Raw genomic sequence first — 17108 nt, forward strand, 5'->3', positions numbered from 1 at the left:
TAGCGGTGGAACGCTGAAAGCAAAAAATCGCCGCGTGCGACAATGCCTGCCGGTGAGAGTGGTATCACCGCGCAGGCGCCGTCGCAGGCTGCGATTTTTTTGAATTATTTTTTGCGGGCGACCAATGGTCGCCACGGGGGAGGGGTTACGGGCGGATTTCGATCATCGTGCCGTCCGGCACCAGATCCCACACTTCGCGCATGTCGACGTTGCGCATGGCGATACAGCCGTCGGTCCAGTCCAGGGTGTGGAACAGGTTTTCCGGGTTCTCTTCGGAGTCCGGCGTGCCGTGGATCATGATCATCCCGCCAGGCTCGACGCCTTCACGCCGGGCGCGGGCCGAATCGCTGATGTTCGGGTAGGAGATGTGCATCGACAGATTGAATTTGTCGCTGGTCTTGCGCCAGTCCAGCCAATAGAAGCCTTCAGGCGTCTTTTTATCGCCCTCTATCAGCTTCGGGCCTTTCTTCGCGCCCCGGCCCAGGGAGATGCGATAGGTCTTGAGCGGTTTGCCGTCGTTGATCAACTGCAACTGGTGGGCGGATTTGAGAACCAGGACTTTCTCGATGACTTTGCCGTCCAGGGTTCCCACAGCCGAAGCCTGGGACACCGCAACGAACGACAGGCAAAACAGGGCAAGCAACCAGCGCATTGAAACGATTCCCCAGGAGTGACGCAGATATTTTATTTATAGATGTTTTCAGGTGATGGCAGGCTGAGCGAGCGGCGGAATCGACTCCGAGCGAACGGGATAGACCTCGGCGCGCCGGTCAGCGAAGAAGCATTCTAAGGTACGGCCCACCGTGCGGAAAGCCAGCTCGTCCCACGGGATGTCGGCTTCATCGAACAGCTGCACTTCGAGGCTTTCGGGGCCGGCGGCGAAGTCCAGGTCCGCCAGCTCCGCGCGGAAGAACACATGCACCTGACTGATGTGCGGCACGTCGATCAGCGTGTAGATGCTCAGGTTGCGTACCCGGGCGCAGGCTTCCTCGGCGGTTTCGCGAATCGCGGCCTGCTCGATGGTCTCGCCGTTTTCCATGAAACCGGCCGGCAGTGTCCAGTAGCCGAGGCGCGGCTCGATGGCACGGCGGCACAGCAACACCTTGGTGCCCCAGGTCGGCACGCAACCGGCGACGATGTTGGGGTTCTGGTAGTGAATGGTCTGACAGCTGTCACAGACAAATCGCAGCCGCGAATCGCCTTCGGGAATGCGCTGGGTCACCGGGTTGCCGCACTGGCTGCAAAATTTCATGCTGGGGTTCCTGAATGCTGCGCCTATCTTGGCGTGCAGCGGTGGCACTCGGCAAGTTGTCGTTTCGCGACATGGCGCCGTCCGGGGCTTGGGCGGTCGCTTTGATTGGTGCATGATGCAGGGCAAGGCACAGATCGAGAATATTTATGCTGGACGAGCTACTGCACCGGGTAAGCAATCACACGCCGCTCACGCTGGAGACCGACAAGCGTTTTCCCGAGGCCGCCGTCCTGGTGCCGATTACTCGCAGTGACGAACCGGAACTTGTCCTCACCTTGCGCGCCAGCGGGCTCTCGACCCATGGTGGCGAAGTCGCCTTCCCGGGCGGGCGCCGCGACCCGGAGGATCCGGATCTGGTATTCACCGCCCTGCGTGAAGCCGAAGAGGAAATCGGCCTGCCACCGGGCCTGGTCGAGGTGATCGGCCCGCTCAGCCCGTTGATCTCGCTGCATGGCATCAAGGTCACCCCCTATGTCGGCGTGATCCCGGACTTTGTCGAGTATCAGGCCAACGACGCGGAGATTGCTGCCGTGTTCAGCGTTCCACTGGAGTTCTTCCGCAAGGACCCGCGCGAGCACACCCATCGCATCGACTACCAGGGCCGCAGTTGGTACGTGCCGAGCTATCGGTTCGGCGAATACAAGATCTGGGGGCTGACGGCGATCATGATCGTCGAGTTGATCAACCTGATCTATGACGCGAAAATCAGCCTGCACCATCCCCCGAAAAGTTTTATCAATACCTGAAGCCATCGCTCGAATGGCCGCCATCGTGAGCCCTGAGGAAAACAAGATGAAATATCGCCTGGGCGACGCCCGCGTCGAGACTCACCCACAGAGTTGGGTCGCCCCCAACGCCGTGCTGGTGGGCAAGGTCAAGCTGGAAGAGGGCGCCAACGTCTGGTTCAACGCCGTGCTGCGCGGTGATAACGAACTGATCCTGATCGGCAAGAACAGCAACGTGCAGGACGGCACGGTGATGCACACCGACATGGGCTACCCGTTGACCATCGGCACCGGCGTGACCATCGGCCACAACGCCATGCTCCACGGCTGCACGGTCGGCGACTACAGCCTGATCGGCATCAATGCGGTCATCCTCAACGGCGCGAAGATCGGCAAGAACTGCATCATCGGCGCCAACTCGCTGATCGGCGAGGGCAAGGAAATTCCTGACGGTTCGCTGGTGATGGGATCACCGGGCAAGGTGGTGCGGGAACTGACCGAGCCACAGAAGAAAATGCTTGAAGCCAGCGCCGCGCACTATGTGCATAACTCGCAGCGTTACGCTCGCGATCTGGTCGAGCAAGAAGAATGAACACGCCTGAAAGACCGGTGGCATCGCCCTGCGTGAGTATTTGTGCGCTGGACAATGACGACATTTGTACCGGCTGCCAGCGCACGGTCGAGGAGATTACCCGCTGGAGTCGCATGACCAATGACGAGCGGCGGGTGGTGCTGGGGTTGTGCCATGAGCGGGCGAAGGCGAGCGGGTTGATCTGGATGCTGCCGTCGAAGTCGTGATTGGCATCGCGAATGCCTTCTCCCTCTCCCCGGGACGACAGGACTGACCGGGGTGGCTCTTGATCTTGCGCTCCAGTAACCTGTGCGCCAATTCCACAGGTCGCCCCCATGATTTTCCTCATCGCCTACATCAGCAGCGTTGTTCTCATCAACTTCGCGTTCTCCACCGCGCCGCACCTGGATGTCATCTGGTCGGCCTGGGGCGGGCTGGTGTTCGTGCTGCGCGACATGGTGCAAACCCGTTTCGGGCATGGCGCGATCGTGGCGATGCTGGCGGCGCTGGTGCTGTCCTACGTGACGTCCGACCCATCCATTGCACTGGCCAGCGCCACGGCGTTCGCGGTGTCCGAGTGCATCGACTGGCTGGTGTTCAGCGTCACCAAACGTCCGTTGCGCGATCGTCTGTGGATCAGTTCGGCGCTGAGCATTCCCCTCGATACCTTCATCTTCTTCGGCATGATCGACCTGATGACGCCAGCAGTGATCATCACGGCCCTGGCCTCGAAGTTCGCCGGTGTTACCGCTGTCTGGCTGATCATGGCCTGGCGTGAGCGCAAACAGGCTGTCGCCGGCTGAAGCCAAACCCTCTGGTTCATGTAAAATGCCGCGCTTTCTCCCCATGGGAAGCGTGCCAGGCACTGCATCCCTCGATGATCCGCTTCTTTGAGGACCTGAGATGACCCGTATCGGAACTCCATTGTCGCCGACCGCGACCCGCGTATTGCTGTGTGGCTGTGGTGAGTTGGGCAAGGAAGTGGTGATCGAGCTGCAACGCCTGGGCGTTGAAGTGATCGCCGTTGACCGTTACGCCAATGCCCCGGCCATGCAGGTTGCCCACCGCAGTCATGTGATCAACATGCTCGACGGCGCTGCCCTGCGGGCGGTGATCGAAGCCGAGAAACCGCACTTCATCGTGCCGGAAATCGAAGCCATCGCCACTGCCACGCTGGTCGAGCTGGAAGCCGAAGGCTTCACCGTGATCCCGACCGCCCGCGCCGCGCAACTGACCATGAACCGCGAAGGCATCCGTCGCCTGGCCGCCGAAGAGCTGGATCTGCCGACCTCGCCGTACCACTTCGCCGACACCTTCGAGGACTACAGCAAAGCCGTTCAGGACCTGGGTTTCCCATGCGTCGTGAAACCGGTGATGAGCTCGTCGGGCAAAGGCCAGAGTCTGCTGCGCAGTGCCGACGACGTGCAGAAGGCCTGGGAATACGCCCAGGAGGGCGGTCGCGCCGGCAAGGGTCGGGTGATCATCGAAGGTTTCATCGATTTCGACTACGAAATCACTCTACTGACCGTGCGTCACATCGGCGGCACCACGTTCTGTGCGCCGGTCGGCCACCGTCAGGAGAAGGGCGACTATCAGGAGTCCTGGCAGCCGCAGGCAATGAGCCAGGTAGCACTGGCAGAGTCCGAGCGCGTTGCCAAAGCCGTGACCGAAGCCTTGGGTGGCCGTGGTCTGTTCGGCGTCGAGCTGTTCATCAAGGGTGACCAGGTGTGGTTCAGCGAAGTGTCGCCGCGCCCGCATGACACCGGTCTGGTGACCCTGATTTCCCAGGACCTGTCGCAGTTCGCCCTGCATGCCCGGGCCATTCTCGGCCTGCCGGTGCCGCTGATTCGTCAGTTCGGTCCATCGGCCTCGGCGGTGATCCTGGTGGAAGGTCAGTCGACCCAGACCGCCTTCGCCAACCTCGGCGCCGCGCTGAGCGAGCCGGATACCGCGCTGCGCCTGTTCGGCAAGCCGGAAGTCAATGGTCAGCGCCGCATGGGCGTGGCACTGGCTCGCGATGAGTCGATCGAAGCGGCCCGTGCGAAGGCGACCCGCGCGTCTCAGGCGGTTGTTGTAGAGCTGTAAGCCCAGACGCGTCGTTCGCGGGCGAGCCCGCTTCCACAAAGGATCATCGGAGTATTCAGATCCAGTGTGGGAGCGGGCTTGCTCTTCTGTCAGGCAATCTGATTCAGATCGTTGTTACGCGTTTCCTTCAGGCACAGCACGGCGATCAAGCTGAGCATTGCCGCCCCCGATACATACCCGCCGACGTAACTCAAACCACCCATCGCCACCAGTTTCTGCGCGAAGAACGGCGCCGCCGAGGCCCCGACGATGCCGCCAAGATTGTACGCCGCCGAGGCGCCCGTGTAGCGCACATGGGTCGGAAACAGCTCCGGCAGCAGCGCCCCCATCGGTGCGAAGGTCACGCCCATCAGGAACAGTTCGATGCACAGGAACAGGGCGACGCCCCAGGTCGAGCCTTGGGTCAGCAATGGCTCCATCAGAAACCCGGAAAGAATCGCCAGCACGCCGCCGATGAGCAGCACCGGTTTACGCCCGTAGCGGTCGCTGGCCCAGGCGGACAATGGCGTCGCGGCGGACATGAACAGCACCGCGAAGCACAGCAGGCCAAGGAACGTTTCGCGGCTGTAACCGAGGGTGGATACCCCGTAGCTCAGGGAAAACACCGTCGAGATATAGAACAGCGCGTAACACACCACCATCGCCGCAGCGCCCAGCAGCGTCGGTGCCCAGTATTGGCTGAACAGCTCGACCAATGGCACTTTCACCCGTTCCTGACGGGCGATGGCGTTGGCGAATATCGGTGTTTCGTGGAGCTTGAGGCGCACGTACAGACCGACCATCACCAGTGCGGCGCTGAGCAGGAACGGAATCCGCCAGCCCCAACTGCGGAACTGTTCGTCACTGAGGGTCATGGCCAGGGTCAGAAACAGACCGTTGGCGGCGAGGAAGCCGATCGAAGGGCCGAGCTGCGGGAACATGCCGAACCACGCTCGTTTGCCTTTCGGCGCGTTTTCCGTCGCCAGCAGCGCGGCACCGCCCCATTCGCCGCCCAGCCCCAGGCCTTGGCCGAAGCGCAGCACGCAGAGCAGGATCGGCGCCCAGGCTCCTATGCTGGCGTAACCTGGCAGTACGCCGATCAGCGTGGTGCAGACGCCCATCAGCAGCAGCGAGGCGACCAGCGTCGACTTGCGGCCGATCCGGTCGCCGAAGTGGCCGAACAGCGCCGAACCCAGCGGGCGGGCGAGGAACGCGATGCCGAAGGTCAGAAACGCCGACAGCATCTGCGCCGTGCCGGAGGTCTGTGGAAAGAACACCGGCCCGATCACCAGCGCGGCGGCCGTGGCGTAGACATAGAAATCGTAGAACTCGATGGCGGTGCCGATGAAGCTCGCCGTGGCCACGCGGGTGGCGGAGTTCGTCGGTGGGGCGGCGGTGTCGCTGTAGGCGGTACGGGTCGTCATGCGGTGATCCCTGACAGTCATGAGCTCCGGTGGAGCGAATTATTATGGTCGAGCACCCAGGGATGTGGGGTAGGGCACGAGCGCTGTTTCAGGTAGGAACAGTCGTCGGTGTGGTGCGGAAAACGTCGATGATCGGGCCGGAACCTGTCTGGTGCGGGGTAAGCACGCGGCCCGGCGGGGCTTGGGTAAGCGGCTTGATTATAGAAAGGGGGCTAACGATCGAACAAGAGCAAAGATCGCCGCCGACGGAGGACTGCGATCTTTTGATTTTTTATCGGGTAGGCGCCAGGACGGGCGCAGCGCTGGTATGCCAGATCAACACCTTGCTGACCCGGTTCTCCTCGGTCTCGAGGATTTCCAGCCGATAACGCCCGATCTTCAGGCATACCGCGCTTTCCGGAATGGTTTCCAGCGCTTCGGTCACCAGGCCATTGAGGGTTTTCGGGCCGTCGCTGGGCAGGTGCCAGCCCAGGCATTTGTTCAATTCGCGGATCGAGGCGGCGCCGTCGATCACCATGCGGCCGTCGGCTTGCGGATGAATATGCGGGTTGTCGAGGCTGTGCTCGCTTTCGAATTCGCCGACGATCTCTTCGAGAATGTCTTCCAGCGTGACGATCCCCAGCACCTCGCCGTATTCGTCCACCACCATGCCCAGGCGGCGTTGCTGTTTGTGGAAGTTCAGCAACTGCAATTGCAGCGGGGTGCTTTCCGGCACGAAGTAAGGCTCGTAACTGGCGGCCAGCAGCGCTTCGCGGGTCAGGTTGTCGGTGTCCAGCAAGTGGCGGATCTGCCGGGTGTTGAGCACTGCTTCAACCTGGTTGATGTCGCTGTGGAACACCGGCAGGCGCGTGCGTTTGTTGCGGCGCAGTTGCTCGACGATCTCTTCGAGCGGGTCGTCGAGATTGACGCCGTCGACATCGCTGCGCGGCACCAGGATGTCGTTGACCGTAATGTTGTCCAGCGCATGGATGCCCGAAACCGGGTGCAGGCGGCTGGCCGGGTGCTCAAGGTCGTCATCGTGCTCGTCAGGCAGGTCGTCCTCGCTCTGTTGCACGACCTGGACCTTGCGCGCGAACGGGCGCAGCAACAGGCGGCTGCTGCCACTGAGCAGCCAGGCGGCGGGATAGATGATTTTCAGCGGCACCGCCAGCAACGTGTTGCCGAAGGCCAGCACCGCATCCGGATAGCGCTGGGCGAGGGTGCGCGGGAAGTAGTCGGCGAACACCAGCAGGATCGCGCCGGCACCGAGGCAGGCGACCCAAGGTCCCTTTTCTTCACACAGGAAAATCGCCAGCAGCGTGGCAAGCACCACGGCCAGGGCGCGGCACAGGGTATTGCAGAGAATCAGGCTGTCGAGGGGGAAGCTCAGCTGCGCCAGCGGTTTGTCACTGGCGCGCGAGGCGGTGCGTTGCGCCAGCAGGTACTGCTGCGCGACTTCGACGGCGGTAAACAGCCCCGACCACAAAATCAGCAGGACAAATACCGCGAGCATCGGCCCTATGGGCAAACCGTCCATTTATGCCGCCCGTCAGATGTGCAGGATGTATTCACGGACCAGTTTGCTGCCGAAGTACGCCAACATCAGCAGGCAGAAACCGGCGAGGGTCCAGCGAATCGCTTTGTGGCCGCGCCAGCCGAGGCGGTTGCGACCCCACAACAGCACGCTGAACACCACCCAGGCCAGACAGGCCAGCAGGGTCTTGTGCACCAGATGCTGGGCAAACAGGTTCTCGACGAACAGCCAGCCGGAAATCAGCGACAGCGACAACAAGGTCCAGCCCGCCCAGAGGAAGCCGAACAGCAGGCTTTCCATGGTTTGCAGCGGCGGGAAGTTGCGGATCAGCCCGGACGGGTGCTTGTGCTTGAGCTGGTGATCCTGCACCAGCAGCAGCAAGGCCTGGAACACCGCGATGGTGAACATGCCGTAGGCGAGGATCGACAGCAGGATGTGGGCGAGGATGCCGGGCTCTTCATCGATGATCTGGACCGTGCCGGTGGGCGCGAACTGCGCCAGCAACACCGTAATCGCTCCCAGCGGGAACAGCAGCACCAGCAGGTTTTCCACCGGGATGCGCGAACAGGCCAGCAGGGTCAGGGCGATGACTGCCGCCGCGATCAGGCTCGATGCACTGAAAAAATCCAGGCCCAGGCCGATCGGGGTCAGAAGATGGGTCAGCAGGCTGGCGCTGTGGGCCAGCACGGCGAAGACGCCAAGCGTAACCAGCAGGCGCTTGTTGGCCTTGGCGCCGGTGGCCAGGCGGGTGCCCTGATAAAGGGTCGCAGCGGCATATAGGAGGGCGGCGGCGAGGGTGGTCAGCAAACTCGGTGACAAGGGGAGCATAAGTCCTGTTAGGCAAGCCCGAAAGGCGCTGAGTTTGGCATAGAACGGTCACGGCACGAAAGACCACATGACCTGACGGCGAGGTGTCCGCCAGACGCAGTCTTCGCTATAATCCGCGACCTGCCCACGCCGCAGGCTCGCCGAGCACATGTTGATTCCGGTCTGGGCCGCCATTATCCCGGTCTACACAGGGCCTGAAAGGATCGCGCAATGTTTGAAAACTTAACCGACCGTCTCTCGCAGACGCTGCGCCATGTCACCGGCAAGGCGAAGCTGACCGAGGACAACATCAAAGACACCCTGCGCGAAGTGCGCATGGCGTTGCTCGAAGCCGACGTCGCCCTGCCGGTGGTCAAGGACTTCGTCAGTTCGGTCAAGGAACGCGCCGTCGGCACCGAGGTGTCGCGCAGCCTGACGCCAGGCCAGGCGTTCGTGAAGATCGTCCAGGCCCAGCTCGAAAGCCTGATGGGCGCGGCCAACGAAGATTTGAACCTGAGTGCCGTGCCACCTGCCGTCGTACTGATGGCCGGTCTGCAGGGTGCCGGTAAAACCACCACCGCCGGCAAACTGGCGCGCTTCCTTAAAGAGCGCAAGAAGAAGTCGGTCATGGTGGTGTCGGCGGACATCTACCGTCCGGCGGCGATCAAGCAGCTGGAAACCCTGGCCAGCGACATCGGCGTGACGTTCTTCCCGTCCGACCTGAGCCAGAAACCGGTCGACATCGCCAACGCGGCTATTAAAGAAGCAAAACTGAAATTCATCGACGTGGTCATCGTCGACACCGCCGGCCGTCTGCACATCGACGAAGAGATGATGGGCGAGATCAAGGCGCTGCACGCCGCGATCAACCCGGTCGAAACCCTGTTCGTGGTCGACGCCATGACCGGCCAGGACGCTGCCAACACGGCCAAGGCCTTCGGCGATGCGCTGCCGCTGACCGGTGTGATTCTGACCAAGGTCGACGGCGACGCCCGTGGCGGTGCCGCGCTGTCCGTGCGTGCGATCACTGGCAAGCCGATCAAGTTCATCGGTATGGGCGAGAAGACCGAAGCGCTCGAGCCGTTCCACCCTGAGCGTATCGCGTCGCGGATCCTCGGCATGGGTGACGTGCTCAGCCTGATCGAGCAGGCCGAGCAGACCCTCGACAAGGAAAAGGCCGACAAGCTGGCCAAGAAGCTGAAGAAGGGCAAAGGCTTCGATCTGGAAGACTTCCGCGATCAGTTGCAACAGATGAAGAACATGGGCGGCCTTGGCGGGCTCATGGACAAGCTGCCGAACATCGGTGGCGTCAACCTGTCGCAGATGGGCAATGCCCAGAATGCGGCTGAAAAGCAGTTCAAGCAGATGGAAGCCATCATCAACTCCATGACCCCGGCCGAGCGCCGCGACCCTGAGCTGATCAGCGGTTCGCGCAAGCGCCGGATCGCCTTGGGTTCCGGCACTCAGGTGCAGGACATCGGTCGCTTGATCAAGCAGCACAAGCAGATGCAGAAGATGATGAAGAAATTCTCCGCCAAGGGCGGAATGGCGAAAATGATGCGCGGCATGGGCGGTATGTTGCCCGGCGGTGGCATGCCAAAGATGTAAAAGAACTCGCCGGTCGTCGTACCGGCGCAGGCCCCGCAAGGATGCGGGATCCACAGCAAACCCGCACCCGGCGGGAGCTGACCGGCCGTTTTCATCGACGGCTCTATCGCAAATCTGCACGGCATGCCACAGGCGCCGGAAAAAGTCATTTGCAAAAGTCCGGATATTCCTTAGAATATGCGGCCTTTCGGGCACCCATGCCCGCTGTGCATTTAGATTTGCAGCACCGACTACAGGAACGATGTTCACATGCTAACAATCCGTCTTGCCCTTGGCGGCTCCAAAAAGCGCCCGTTTTACCACCTGACCGTAACCGACTCCCGCAACCCGCGTGACGGTTCCCACAAGGAACAAATCGGCTTCTTCAACCCGGTTGCCCGTGGTCAGGAAGTTCGTCTGTCTGTAAACGACGAGCGTCTGAACTACTGGTTGAGCGTTGGCGCACAGCCATCTGAGCGTGTTGCTCAGTTGCTGAAGGAAAAAGCCAAGGCTGCAGCCTGAGCAATATGAGCGCGACGCCAGAAAAAGCTGATGACCTGATCGTTGTCGGCAAGATTTTTTCGGTTCACGGCGTTCGCGGCGAGGTGAAGGTCTTTTCCTTTACCGATCCGATAGAAAACCTGTTGGATTACCGCAACTGGACGCTTCGGCGCGAAGGCGTGGTCAAACAGGTCGAGCTGGTCAGTGGCCGTTCCACTCAAAAGGATCTGGTCGCCAAGCTCAAAGGCCTCGACGATCGTGATGAAGCCCGTCTTCTGAGCGGTTACGAGATTTGTATCTCGCGAAGCCTTTTGCCCGACCTGACTGACGACGAGTACTACTGGTACGAGTTGGTTGGTCTGAAAGTCATCAACCAGGACGAACAGCTGTTCGGCAAGGTTGATCACCTGTTGGAGACCGGCGCGAACGATGTATTGGTGGTCAAGCCCTGCGCAGGCAGCCTGGATGATCGCGAGCGGTTGTTGCCCTATACAGAGCAATGCGTGCTGGCAATCGACCTGGAGGCAGGCGAAATGAGGGTGGAATGGGACGCGGATTTCTAAGCAATGGCCAGCCTGCGCATAGAAGTCATCACGTTGTTCCCCGAGATGTTCTCGGCCATCAGTGAGTACGGCATTACCAGTCGTGCGGTCAAACAGGAGCTCTTGCAGCTGACCTGTTGGAATCCGCGAGATTACACGACGGATCGACATCACACTGTGGACGATCGCCCGTTTGGCGGTGGTCCGGGCATGGTGATGAAGATCAAGCCCCTGGAAGATGCTCTGGTTCAGGCCAAGGCAGCAGCCGGGGAGGCGGCGAAGGTGATTTACCTGTCCCCCCAAGGCCGTCAACTGAATCAGTCGGCGGTACGCGAGTTGGCAACATCGGATGCATTGATCCTGATTGCCGGCCGCTATGAAGGCATTGACGAGCGGTTTATTGAGGCTCATGTCGATGAAGAGTGGTCGATTGGCGACTATGTATTGTCTGGCGGCGAGCTGCCGGCCATGGTCCTGATCGATGCGGTTACACGACTGCTGCCTGGAGCTTTAGGGCATGCGGACTCCGCCGAGGAAGATTCCTTTACGGATGGTCTGCTGGATTGCCCGCACTACACCCGACCTGAGGTGTATGCGGATCAGCGTGTACCCGACGTGTTGCTGAGTGGCAACCACGCGCACATCCGGCGTTGGCGTTTACAGCAGTCCCTTGGTCGGACCTATGAACGACGCGCCGATCTTCTGGAAAGCCGCTCGCTTTCTGGAGAAGAGAAGAAGCTGCTCGAGGAATACATCCGCGAGCGGGACGATAGTTAACAACGTATCGATGGTAGATCCGACGATTTACCTTAGGAGCACAGCATGACCAACAAAATCATCCTTGCACTCGAAGCAGAGCAGATGAGCAAAGAAATCCCTGCCTTTGCCCCGGGCGACACCATTGTCGTTCAGGTGAAAGTGAAGGAAGGCGATCGTTCCCGTCTGCAAGCGTTCGAAGGCGTTGTAATCGCCAAGCGTAACCGCGGCGTGAACAGTGCGTTCACCGTTCGTAAAATCTCCAACGGTGTTGGCGTAGAACGTACTTTCCAGACCTACTCCCCGCAAATCGACAGCATGGCTGTCAAGCGTCGCGGTGACGTACGTAAAGCCAAGCTGTACTACCTGCGCGACCTGTCGGGTAAAGCAGCTCGCATCAAGGAAAAACTGGTTTAATCCCAGTCTCCGATGCAGAAAAAAGCAGCCTACGGGCTGCTTTTTTGTTGCCTGCGATTTATTCATCCCGGTTCCGCGGGATGATTCGGAATCGGATCACTGCGTTCGATGGCTGTGGGGGTGGGAATCGATGGCCTGGACAACACAGAACGGTTCCTTGAACTGACGCGCTGTGAAAGACTGACCGCCATTTCCCGTTCACTCGTTATTTGCGTGCCCATGCCTGCCATCGACCATCCGCTGATTGACCAGTTTCTCGACGCCCTGTGGCTGGAAAAAGGCCTGTCCGATAACACCCGCGATGCCTATCGCAGTGATCTGGCACTGTTCAACGGCTGGTTGCAGGAAAAACATCTGGAACTGATCAACGCCGGTCGCGAGCTGATCCTCGATCACCTGGCCTGGCGTCTGGAGCAGAATTACAAACCCCGCTCCACCGCGCGATTTCTCTCCGGTGTTCGTGGCTTTTATCGCTATCTGCTGCGAGAAAAGCTGATCTCGGTCGACCCGACCTTGCGCGTGGACATGCCGCAACTGGGCCGACCACTGCCCAAATCCCTGTCGGAGGCCGATGTCGAAGCGCTGCTCGCAGCACCGGATCTGAGCGAAGCCATCGGCCAGCGCGATCGCGCCATGCTCGAAGTGCTGTACGCCTGTGGCTTGCGGGTGACTGAGCTGGTGAGCCTGACGCTGGAGCAGGTCAACCTGCGCCAGGGTGTGCTGCGGGTCATGGGCAAGGGCAGCAAGGAGCGCCTGGTGCCGATGGGCGAGGAGGCGATTGTCTGGGTCGAGCGATACCTGCGCGATGGTCGCAGCGAACTGCTCGGCGGGCGCCCCAGCGATGTGCTGTTCCCCAGCCTGCGCGGCGAGCAGATGACCCGGCAGACCTTCTGGCACCGCATCAAGCATCAGGCCAAGGTCGCCGGGATCGGCAAGTCCCTGTCGCCGCACACGTTGCGCCACGCCTTCGCCACTCACTTGCTCAACCACGGTGCGGACTTGCGGGTGGTGCAGATGCTGTTGGGGCACAGCGATCTGTCGACCACGCAGATTTACACCCATGTCGCCCGGGCACGGTTGCAGGACCTGCATGCCAAACATCACCCGCGTGGCTGAACCAGGAAGCCGGAAGTCTTGCGACAGGCGCATTCGGCCATGCAGGCCTTATGTGTTAGGCTTTGCCGGTTTGCACGATGGGCGGTTATGACCCGGTGTTCCGGCACGGGCGTTCTGATCGTTCCATTTGTCCGCCTTCAGGAGTTCTCATGCGTCTGACCCAGATTTTCGCCGCCGCAGCCATTGCGTTGGTCAGCACCTTTGCCGTCGCCGATGATGCGGCCGACAAAGCCATCCGCCAGAGCCTGGAAAACCTCCAGCTCGACGTGCCGGTGGACACCATTACCGCCAGCCCGCTGCCGGGCCTGTACGAAGTCAAGCTCAAGGGCAGCCGCGTGCTCTACGCCAGCGCCGACGGCCAGTACATCGTTCAGGGCTACATGTTCCAGCTCAAGGACGGTAAACCGGTCAACCTGACCGAGAAGACCGAGCGCCTGGGCATTTCCAAACTGATCAATGCGATCCCGGTGGCCGAAACCGTGGTCTACCCGGCCGTGGGCGAAACCAAGTCCCACATCACCGTGTTCACCGACACCACGTGCCCGTACTGCCACAAGCTGCACGCCGAAGTGCCGGAGCTGAACAAGCGCGGCATCGAAGTGCGTTATGTCGCGTTCCCGCGCCAGGGCCTGGGTTCGCCGGGTGACGAGCAACTGCAAGCGGTGTGGTGCTCCAAAGACAAGAAGTCGGCCATGGACAAAATGGTCGACGGCAAGGAAATCAAGGCCGCCAAGTGCGATAACCCGGTTTCCAAGCAGTTCGCCCTCGGTCAGTCGATCGGTGTGAACGGCACGCCGGCCATCGTTTTGGCTGACGGACAAGTCATCCCGGGCTACCAGCCTGCGCCACAAGTCGCCAAACTGGCGCTGGGCGCGAAGTAAATTCGCATCGTCACGGGCAGCCGTTGACGAGCGTGGTCCGGTGGCAGCATTGCCGGGCCATCAATGAGAGCCGCGAACCTGCGGTTGTTTTCACGGCCGGCCTCGTGTCGGCCGTTTTATGGGGAGTTCACAGTGAAACCGGTCAAAGTAGGCATCTGTGGGTTAGGGACCGTCGGTGGCGGAACCTTCAACGTACTTCAGCGCAACGCCGAGGAAATTGCTCGTCGTGCCGGGCGTGGAATCGAAGTGGCACAAATTGCCATGCGCACGCCAAAGCCTCAGTTCCAGACGACCGGTATTGCGATTACCAACGATGTCTTCGAAGTGGCCACGAACCCTGAGATCGACATCGTCATAGAGCTGATGGGCGGCTATACCGTTGCCCGCGAGCTGGTACTCAAGGCCATCGAGAATGGCAAGCATGTGGTCACCGCGAACAAGGCTCTGATTGCCGTTCACGGTAATGAAATTTTCGCCAAGGCACGCGAGAAAGGCGTCATCGTGGCGTTCGAAGCGGCCGTGGCCGGTGGCATTCCGGTGATCAAGGCGATCCGCGAAGGCCTGTCCGCCAACCGTATCAACTGGGTGGCCGGGATCATCAACGGCACCGGCAACTTCATCCTCACCGAAATGCGCGAGAAGGGTCGCACCTTCGAAGACGTGCTGGCCGAAGCCCAGGCGCTGGGTTATGCCGAAGCCGATCCGACCTTCGACGTTGAAGGCATCGACGCCGCGCATAAGCTGACGATCCTGGCCTCGATCGCGTTCGGCATTCCGCTGCAATTCGACAAGGCTTACACCGAAGGCATCACCAAGCTGACCACCGCCGACGTGAACTACGCCGAAGCCCTGGGCTACCGCATCAAGCACCTCGGTGTGGCGCGCAGCACTGCTGCCGGCATCGAGTTGCGCGTCCACCCGACGCTGATCCCGGCCGATCGTCTGATCGCCAACGTCAACGGCGTGATGAACGCGGTGATGGTCAACGGCGACGCTGCCGGTTCGACCCTGTTCTACGGCGCTGGCGCCGGCATGGAGCCGACCGCTTCGTCGGTGATCGCCGACCTGGTGGACGTGGTTCGCGCCATGACCTCCGACCCGGAAAACCGCGTTCCGCACCTGGCCTTCCAGCCGGATTCGCTGTCGGCCCATCCGATCCTGCCGATCGAAGCCTGCGAAAGCGCTTACTACCTGCGCATCCAGGCCAAGGACCATCCGGGCGTTCTGGCCCAGGTGGCGAGCATCCTGTCGGAGCGTGGCATCAACATCGAGTCGATCATGCAGAAGGAAGTCGAGGAGCACGATGGCCTGGTGCCGATGATCCTGCTGACCCATCGTGTGCTGGAGCAGCACATCAACGACGCCATCGCTGCCCTCGAAGCGCTGGCGGGTGTGGTCGGTCCGGTTGTGCGGATCCGTGTCGAGTCCCTGAACTAAGCCGTTATCGAGCACCGGGTCCGCGTGGCCCGGTGCTGCGAACACTGTCCATTGGAGTCAGTCATGCGTTACATCAGTACCCGCGGCCAGGCACCGGCCCTGAATTTCGAAGACGTCCTGCTGGCTGGCCTTGCCACCGACGGCGGTCTGTACGTCCCGGAAAACCTGCCACGCTTCACCCAGGAAGAAATCGCTTCCTGGGCGGGCCTGCCGTACCACGAACTGGCCTTCCGGGTGATGCGTCCGTTCGTGACCGGCAGCATCCCGGATGCCGATTTCAAAAAGATCCTTGAAGAAACCTACGGTGTGTTTTCGCACAACGCCGTCGCGCCGTTGCGCCAACTGAACGGCAACGAATGGGTGATGGAGCTGTTCCACGGCCCGACCCTGGCGTTCAAGGACTTCGCCCTGCAACTGCTCGGTCGCCTGCTCGACTACGTGCTGGAAAAGCGCGGCGAGCGCGTGGTGATCGTCGGTGCCACCTCCGGTGATACCGGCTCGGCGGCCATCGAAGGTTGCAAGCACTGCGAAAACGTCGACATCTTCATCCTGCACCCGCACAACCGTGTGTCCGAAGTGCAGCGCCGGCAGATGACCACCATCCTCGGTGAAAACATCCACAACATCGCCATCGAAGGCAACTTCGACGACTGCCAGGAAATGGTCAAGGCGAGTTTCGCCGACCAGAGCTTCCTCAAGGGCACGCGTCTGGTCGCGGTGAACTCGATCAACTGGGCGCGGATCATGGCCCAGATCGTTTACTACTTCCACGCAGCGCTGCAATTGGGCGGCCCGGCGCGTTCGGTATCGTTCTCGGTGCCGACCGGCAACTTCGGCGACATCTTCGCCGGTTACCTGGCACGCAACATGGGTCTGCCGATCAACCAGTTGATCGTCGCCACCAACCGCAACGACATCCTGCACCGCTTCATGAGCGGCAACCAGTACGTCAAGGAAACCCTGCACGCCACCCTGTCGCCGTCGATGGACATCATGGTGTCGTCGAACTTCGAACGCCTGCTGTTCGACCTGCACGGTCGCAACGGCGCGGCGATTGCCGGGCTGATGGACTCGTTCAAGCAGGGCGGCGGCTTCAGCGTCGAGCAGGAACGCTGGACCGAAGCACGCAAGCTGTTCGACTCCCTGGCCGTGGACGATGCGCAAACCTGCGAAACCATCGCCGAAGTCTTTGCCCAGACCGGCGAAGTGCTGGATCCGCACACCGCCATCGGCGTGAAGGCCGCGCGTGAATGCCGTCGCAGCCTGGACATCCCGATGGTGATTCTGGGAACGGCCCACCCGGTCAAATTCCCTGACGCGGTGGAAAAGGCCGGTGTAGGAAAAGCTCTCGAACTCCCTGCACATCTTTCTGATTTGTTTGAGAGAGAAGAGCGTTGCACCGTTCTGGCAAATGAGCTGAAAGCCGTGCAGGCCTTTGTCAGCCAGCATGGCAATCGCGGCAAGCCGCTTTAAGCCCGAAAAGCTGTCACATTTTGAAGCCCGTCTCCTGACGGG

The 17108-nt window shown here is 61.0% G+C and carries 19 protein-coding genes; 14 read left to right on the plus strand and 5 right to left on the minus strand.

The window, feature by feature from the left end:
- Positions 1–145 precede the first annotated feature (145 nt).
- A complete protein-coding gene (locus tag KVQ74_RS17070) occupies positions 146–652 on the minus strand; it encodes a L,D-transpeptidase family protein (protein WP_217832344.1) in 507 nt (168 codons plus the stop codon).
- Positions 653–700: 48 nt separating this feature from the next.
- Positions 701–1252, minus strand: coding sequence for an NUDIX hydrolase (locus KVQ74_RS17075; RefSeq protein WP_217832345.1), 552 nt, complete (start codon positions 1250–1252; stop codon positions 701–703).
- 146 nt (positions 1253–1398) lie between these two features.
- Here KVQ74_RS17075 and KVQ74_RS17080 point away from each other — a divergent pair, with 146 nt between their 5' ends.
- From KVQ74_RS17080 to purT, 5 genes are all read left to right on the plus strand, one after another.
- Positions 1399–1998 carry a CoA pyrophosphatase gene (locus tag KVQ74_RS17080; protein WP_217832346.1) on the plus strand — a complete coding sequence of 200 codons (600 nt, stop codon included), beginning with the start codon at positions 1399–1401 and terminating at the stop codon, positions 1996–1998.
- Between the two features lie 46 nt (positions 1999–2044).
- The gene (locus tag KVQ74_RS17085) at positions 2045–2569 is read left to right on the plus strand and encodes a gamma carbonic anhydrase family protein (protein ID WP_007954617.1); all 525 of its coding nucleotides are present in this window, start codon (positions 2045–2047) and stop codon (positions 2567–2569) included.
- A complete protein-coding gene (locus KVQ74_RS17090; protein WP_217832347.1) occupies positions 2566–2775 on the plus strand; it encodes a DUF1289 domain-containing protein in 210 nt (69 codons plus the stop codon). The genes KVQ74_RS17085 and KVQ74_RS17090 overlap by 4 nt, the downstream gene beginning before the upstream one ends.
- Before the next feature lie 108 nt (positions 2776–2883).
- Positions 2884–3351 (plus strand): preQ0 transporter, encoded by a 468-nt coding sequence (locus KVQ74_RS17095; protein WP_217832348.1) that lies wholly within the window; start codon positions 2884–2886, stop codon positions 3349–3351.
- 100 nt (positions 3352–3451) lie between these two features.
- On the plus strand, positions 3452–4633 hold the full coding sequence (gene purT, locus KVQ74_RS17100; RefSeq protein ID WP_217832349.1) for a formate-dependent phosphoribosylglycinamide formyltransferase: 1182 nt from the start codon (positions 3452–3454) through the stop codon (positions 4631–4633).
- A gap of 89 nt (positions 4634–4722) precedes the next feature.
- Here the strand turns inward: purT and KVQ74_RS17105 are convergent, their stop codons facing one another.
- The 3 genes from KVQ74_RS17105 to KVQ74_RS17115 all read right to left on the minus strand — a co-directional run bounded on the left by KVQ74_RS17105 (position 4723) and on the right by KVQ74_RS17115 (position 8377).
- Positions 4723–6036 carry an MFS transporter gene (locus KVQ74_RS17105; protein ID WP_217832350.1) on the minus strand — a complete coding sequence of 438 codons (1314 nt, stop codon included), beginning with the start codon at positions 6034–6036 and terminating at the stop codon, positions 4723–4725.
- A 271-nt stretch (positions 6037–6307) separates the two neighbouring features.
- Positions 6308–7552 carry a transporter associated domain-containing protein gene (locus tag KVQ74_RS17110; RefSeq protein WP_217832351.1) on the minus strand — a complete coding sequence of 415 codons (1245 nt, stop codon included), beginning with the start codon at positions 7550–7552 and terminating at the stop codon, positions 6308–6310.
- A 12-nt stretch (positions 7553–7564) separates the two neighbouring features.
- The gene (locus KVQ74_RS17115) at positions 7565–8377 is read right to left on the minus strand and encodes a cytochrome C assembly family protein (RefSeq protein ID WP_217832352.1); all 813 of its coding nucleotides are present in this window, start codon (positions 8375–8377) and stop codon (positions 7565–7567) included.
- Positions 8378–8587: 210 nt separating this feature from the next.
- Between KVQ74_RS17115 and ffh the strand changes: the two genes are divergently transcribed.
- The 9 genes from ffh (at position 8588) to thrC (ending at position 17066) form a co-directional block, all read left to right on the plus strand.
- Positions 8588–9964: a signal recognition particle protein gene (ffh, locus tag KVQ74_RS17120; protein WP_217832353.1), complete on the plus strand. Its 1377-nt coding sequence runs from the start codon at positions 8588–8590 to the stop codon at positions 9962–9964.
- A gap of 249 nt (positions 9965–10213) precedes the next feature.
- The gene (gene rpsP, locus KVQ74_RS17125; protein WP_065259645.1) at positions 10214–10465 is read left to right on the plus strand and encodes a 30S ribosomal protein S16; all 252 of its coding nucleotides are present in this window, start codon (positions 10214–10216) and stop codon (positions 10463–10465) included.
- 5 nt (positions 10466–10470) lie between these two features.
- The gene (gene rimM, locus KVQ74_RS17130) at positions 10471–11007 is read left to right on the plus strand and encodes a ribosome maturation factor RimM (RefSeq protein WP_217832354.1); all 537 of its coding nucleotides are present in this window, start codon (positions 10471–10473) and stop codon (positions 11005–11007) included.
- Between the two features lie 3 nt (positions 11008–11010).
- Complete coding sequence (trmD, locus tag KVQ74_RS17135) at positions 11011–11763, plus strand: tRNA (guanosine(37)-N1)-methyltransferase TrmD (RefSeq protein WP_217832355.1); 753 nt, start codon at positions 11011–11013, stop codon at positions 11761–11763.
- Between the two features lie 45 nt (positions 11764–11808).
- Positions 11809–12159, plus strand: a complete 351-nt coding sequence (gene rplS / locus KVQ74_RS17140; protein ID WP_217832356.1) for a 50S ribosomal protein L19 — start codon at positions 11809–11811, stop codon at positions 12157–12159.
- Positions 12160–12378: 219 nt separating this feature from the next.
- Entirely contained in the window at positions 12379–13275 is an 897-nt protein-coding gene (xerD, locus tag KVQ74_RS17145) for a site-specific tyrosine recombinase XerD (protein ID WP_217832357.1), read from the plus strand.
- Between the two features lie 149 nt (positions 13276–13424).
- Positions 13425–14156: a bifunctional protein-disulfide isomerase/oxidoreductase DsbC gene (dsbC, locus tag KVQ74_RS17150; RefSeq protein ID WP_217832358.1), complete on the plus strand. Its 732-nt coding sequence runs from the start codon at positions 13425–13427 to the stop codon at positions 14154–14156.
- Positions 14157–14288: 132 nt separating this feature from the next.
- Positions 14289–15593, plus strand: coding sequence for a homoserine dehydrogenase (locus KVQ74_RS17155; RefSeq protein WP_217832359.1), 1305 nt, complete (start codon positions 14289–14291; stop codon positions 15591–15593).
- Positions 15594–15656: 63 nt separating this feature from the next.
- A complete protein-coding gene (thrC, locus tag KVQ74_RS17160; RefSeq protein WP_217832360.1) occupies positions 15657–17066 on the plus strand; it encodes a threonine synthase in 1410 nt (469 codons plus the stop codon).
- The last annotated feature ends 42 nt before the right edge of the window (positions 17067–17108 follow it).

Origin of the sequence: Pseudomonas botevensis, from assembly GCF_019145475.1 — a bacterium.
In the GTDB taxonomy this organism is placed as follows: domain Bacteria; phylum Pseudomonadota; class Gammaproteobacteria; order Pseudomonadales; family Pseudomonadaceae; genus Aquipseudomonas; species Aquipseudomonas botevensis.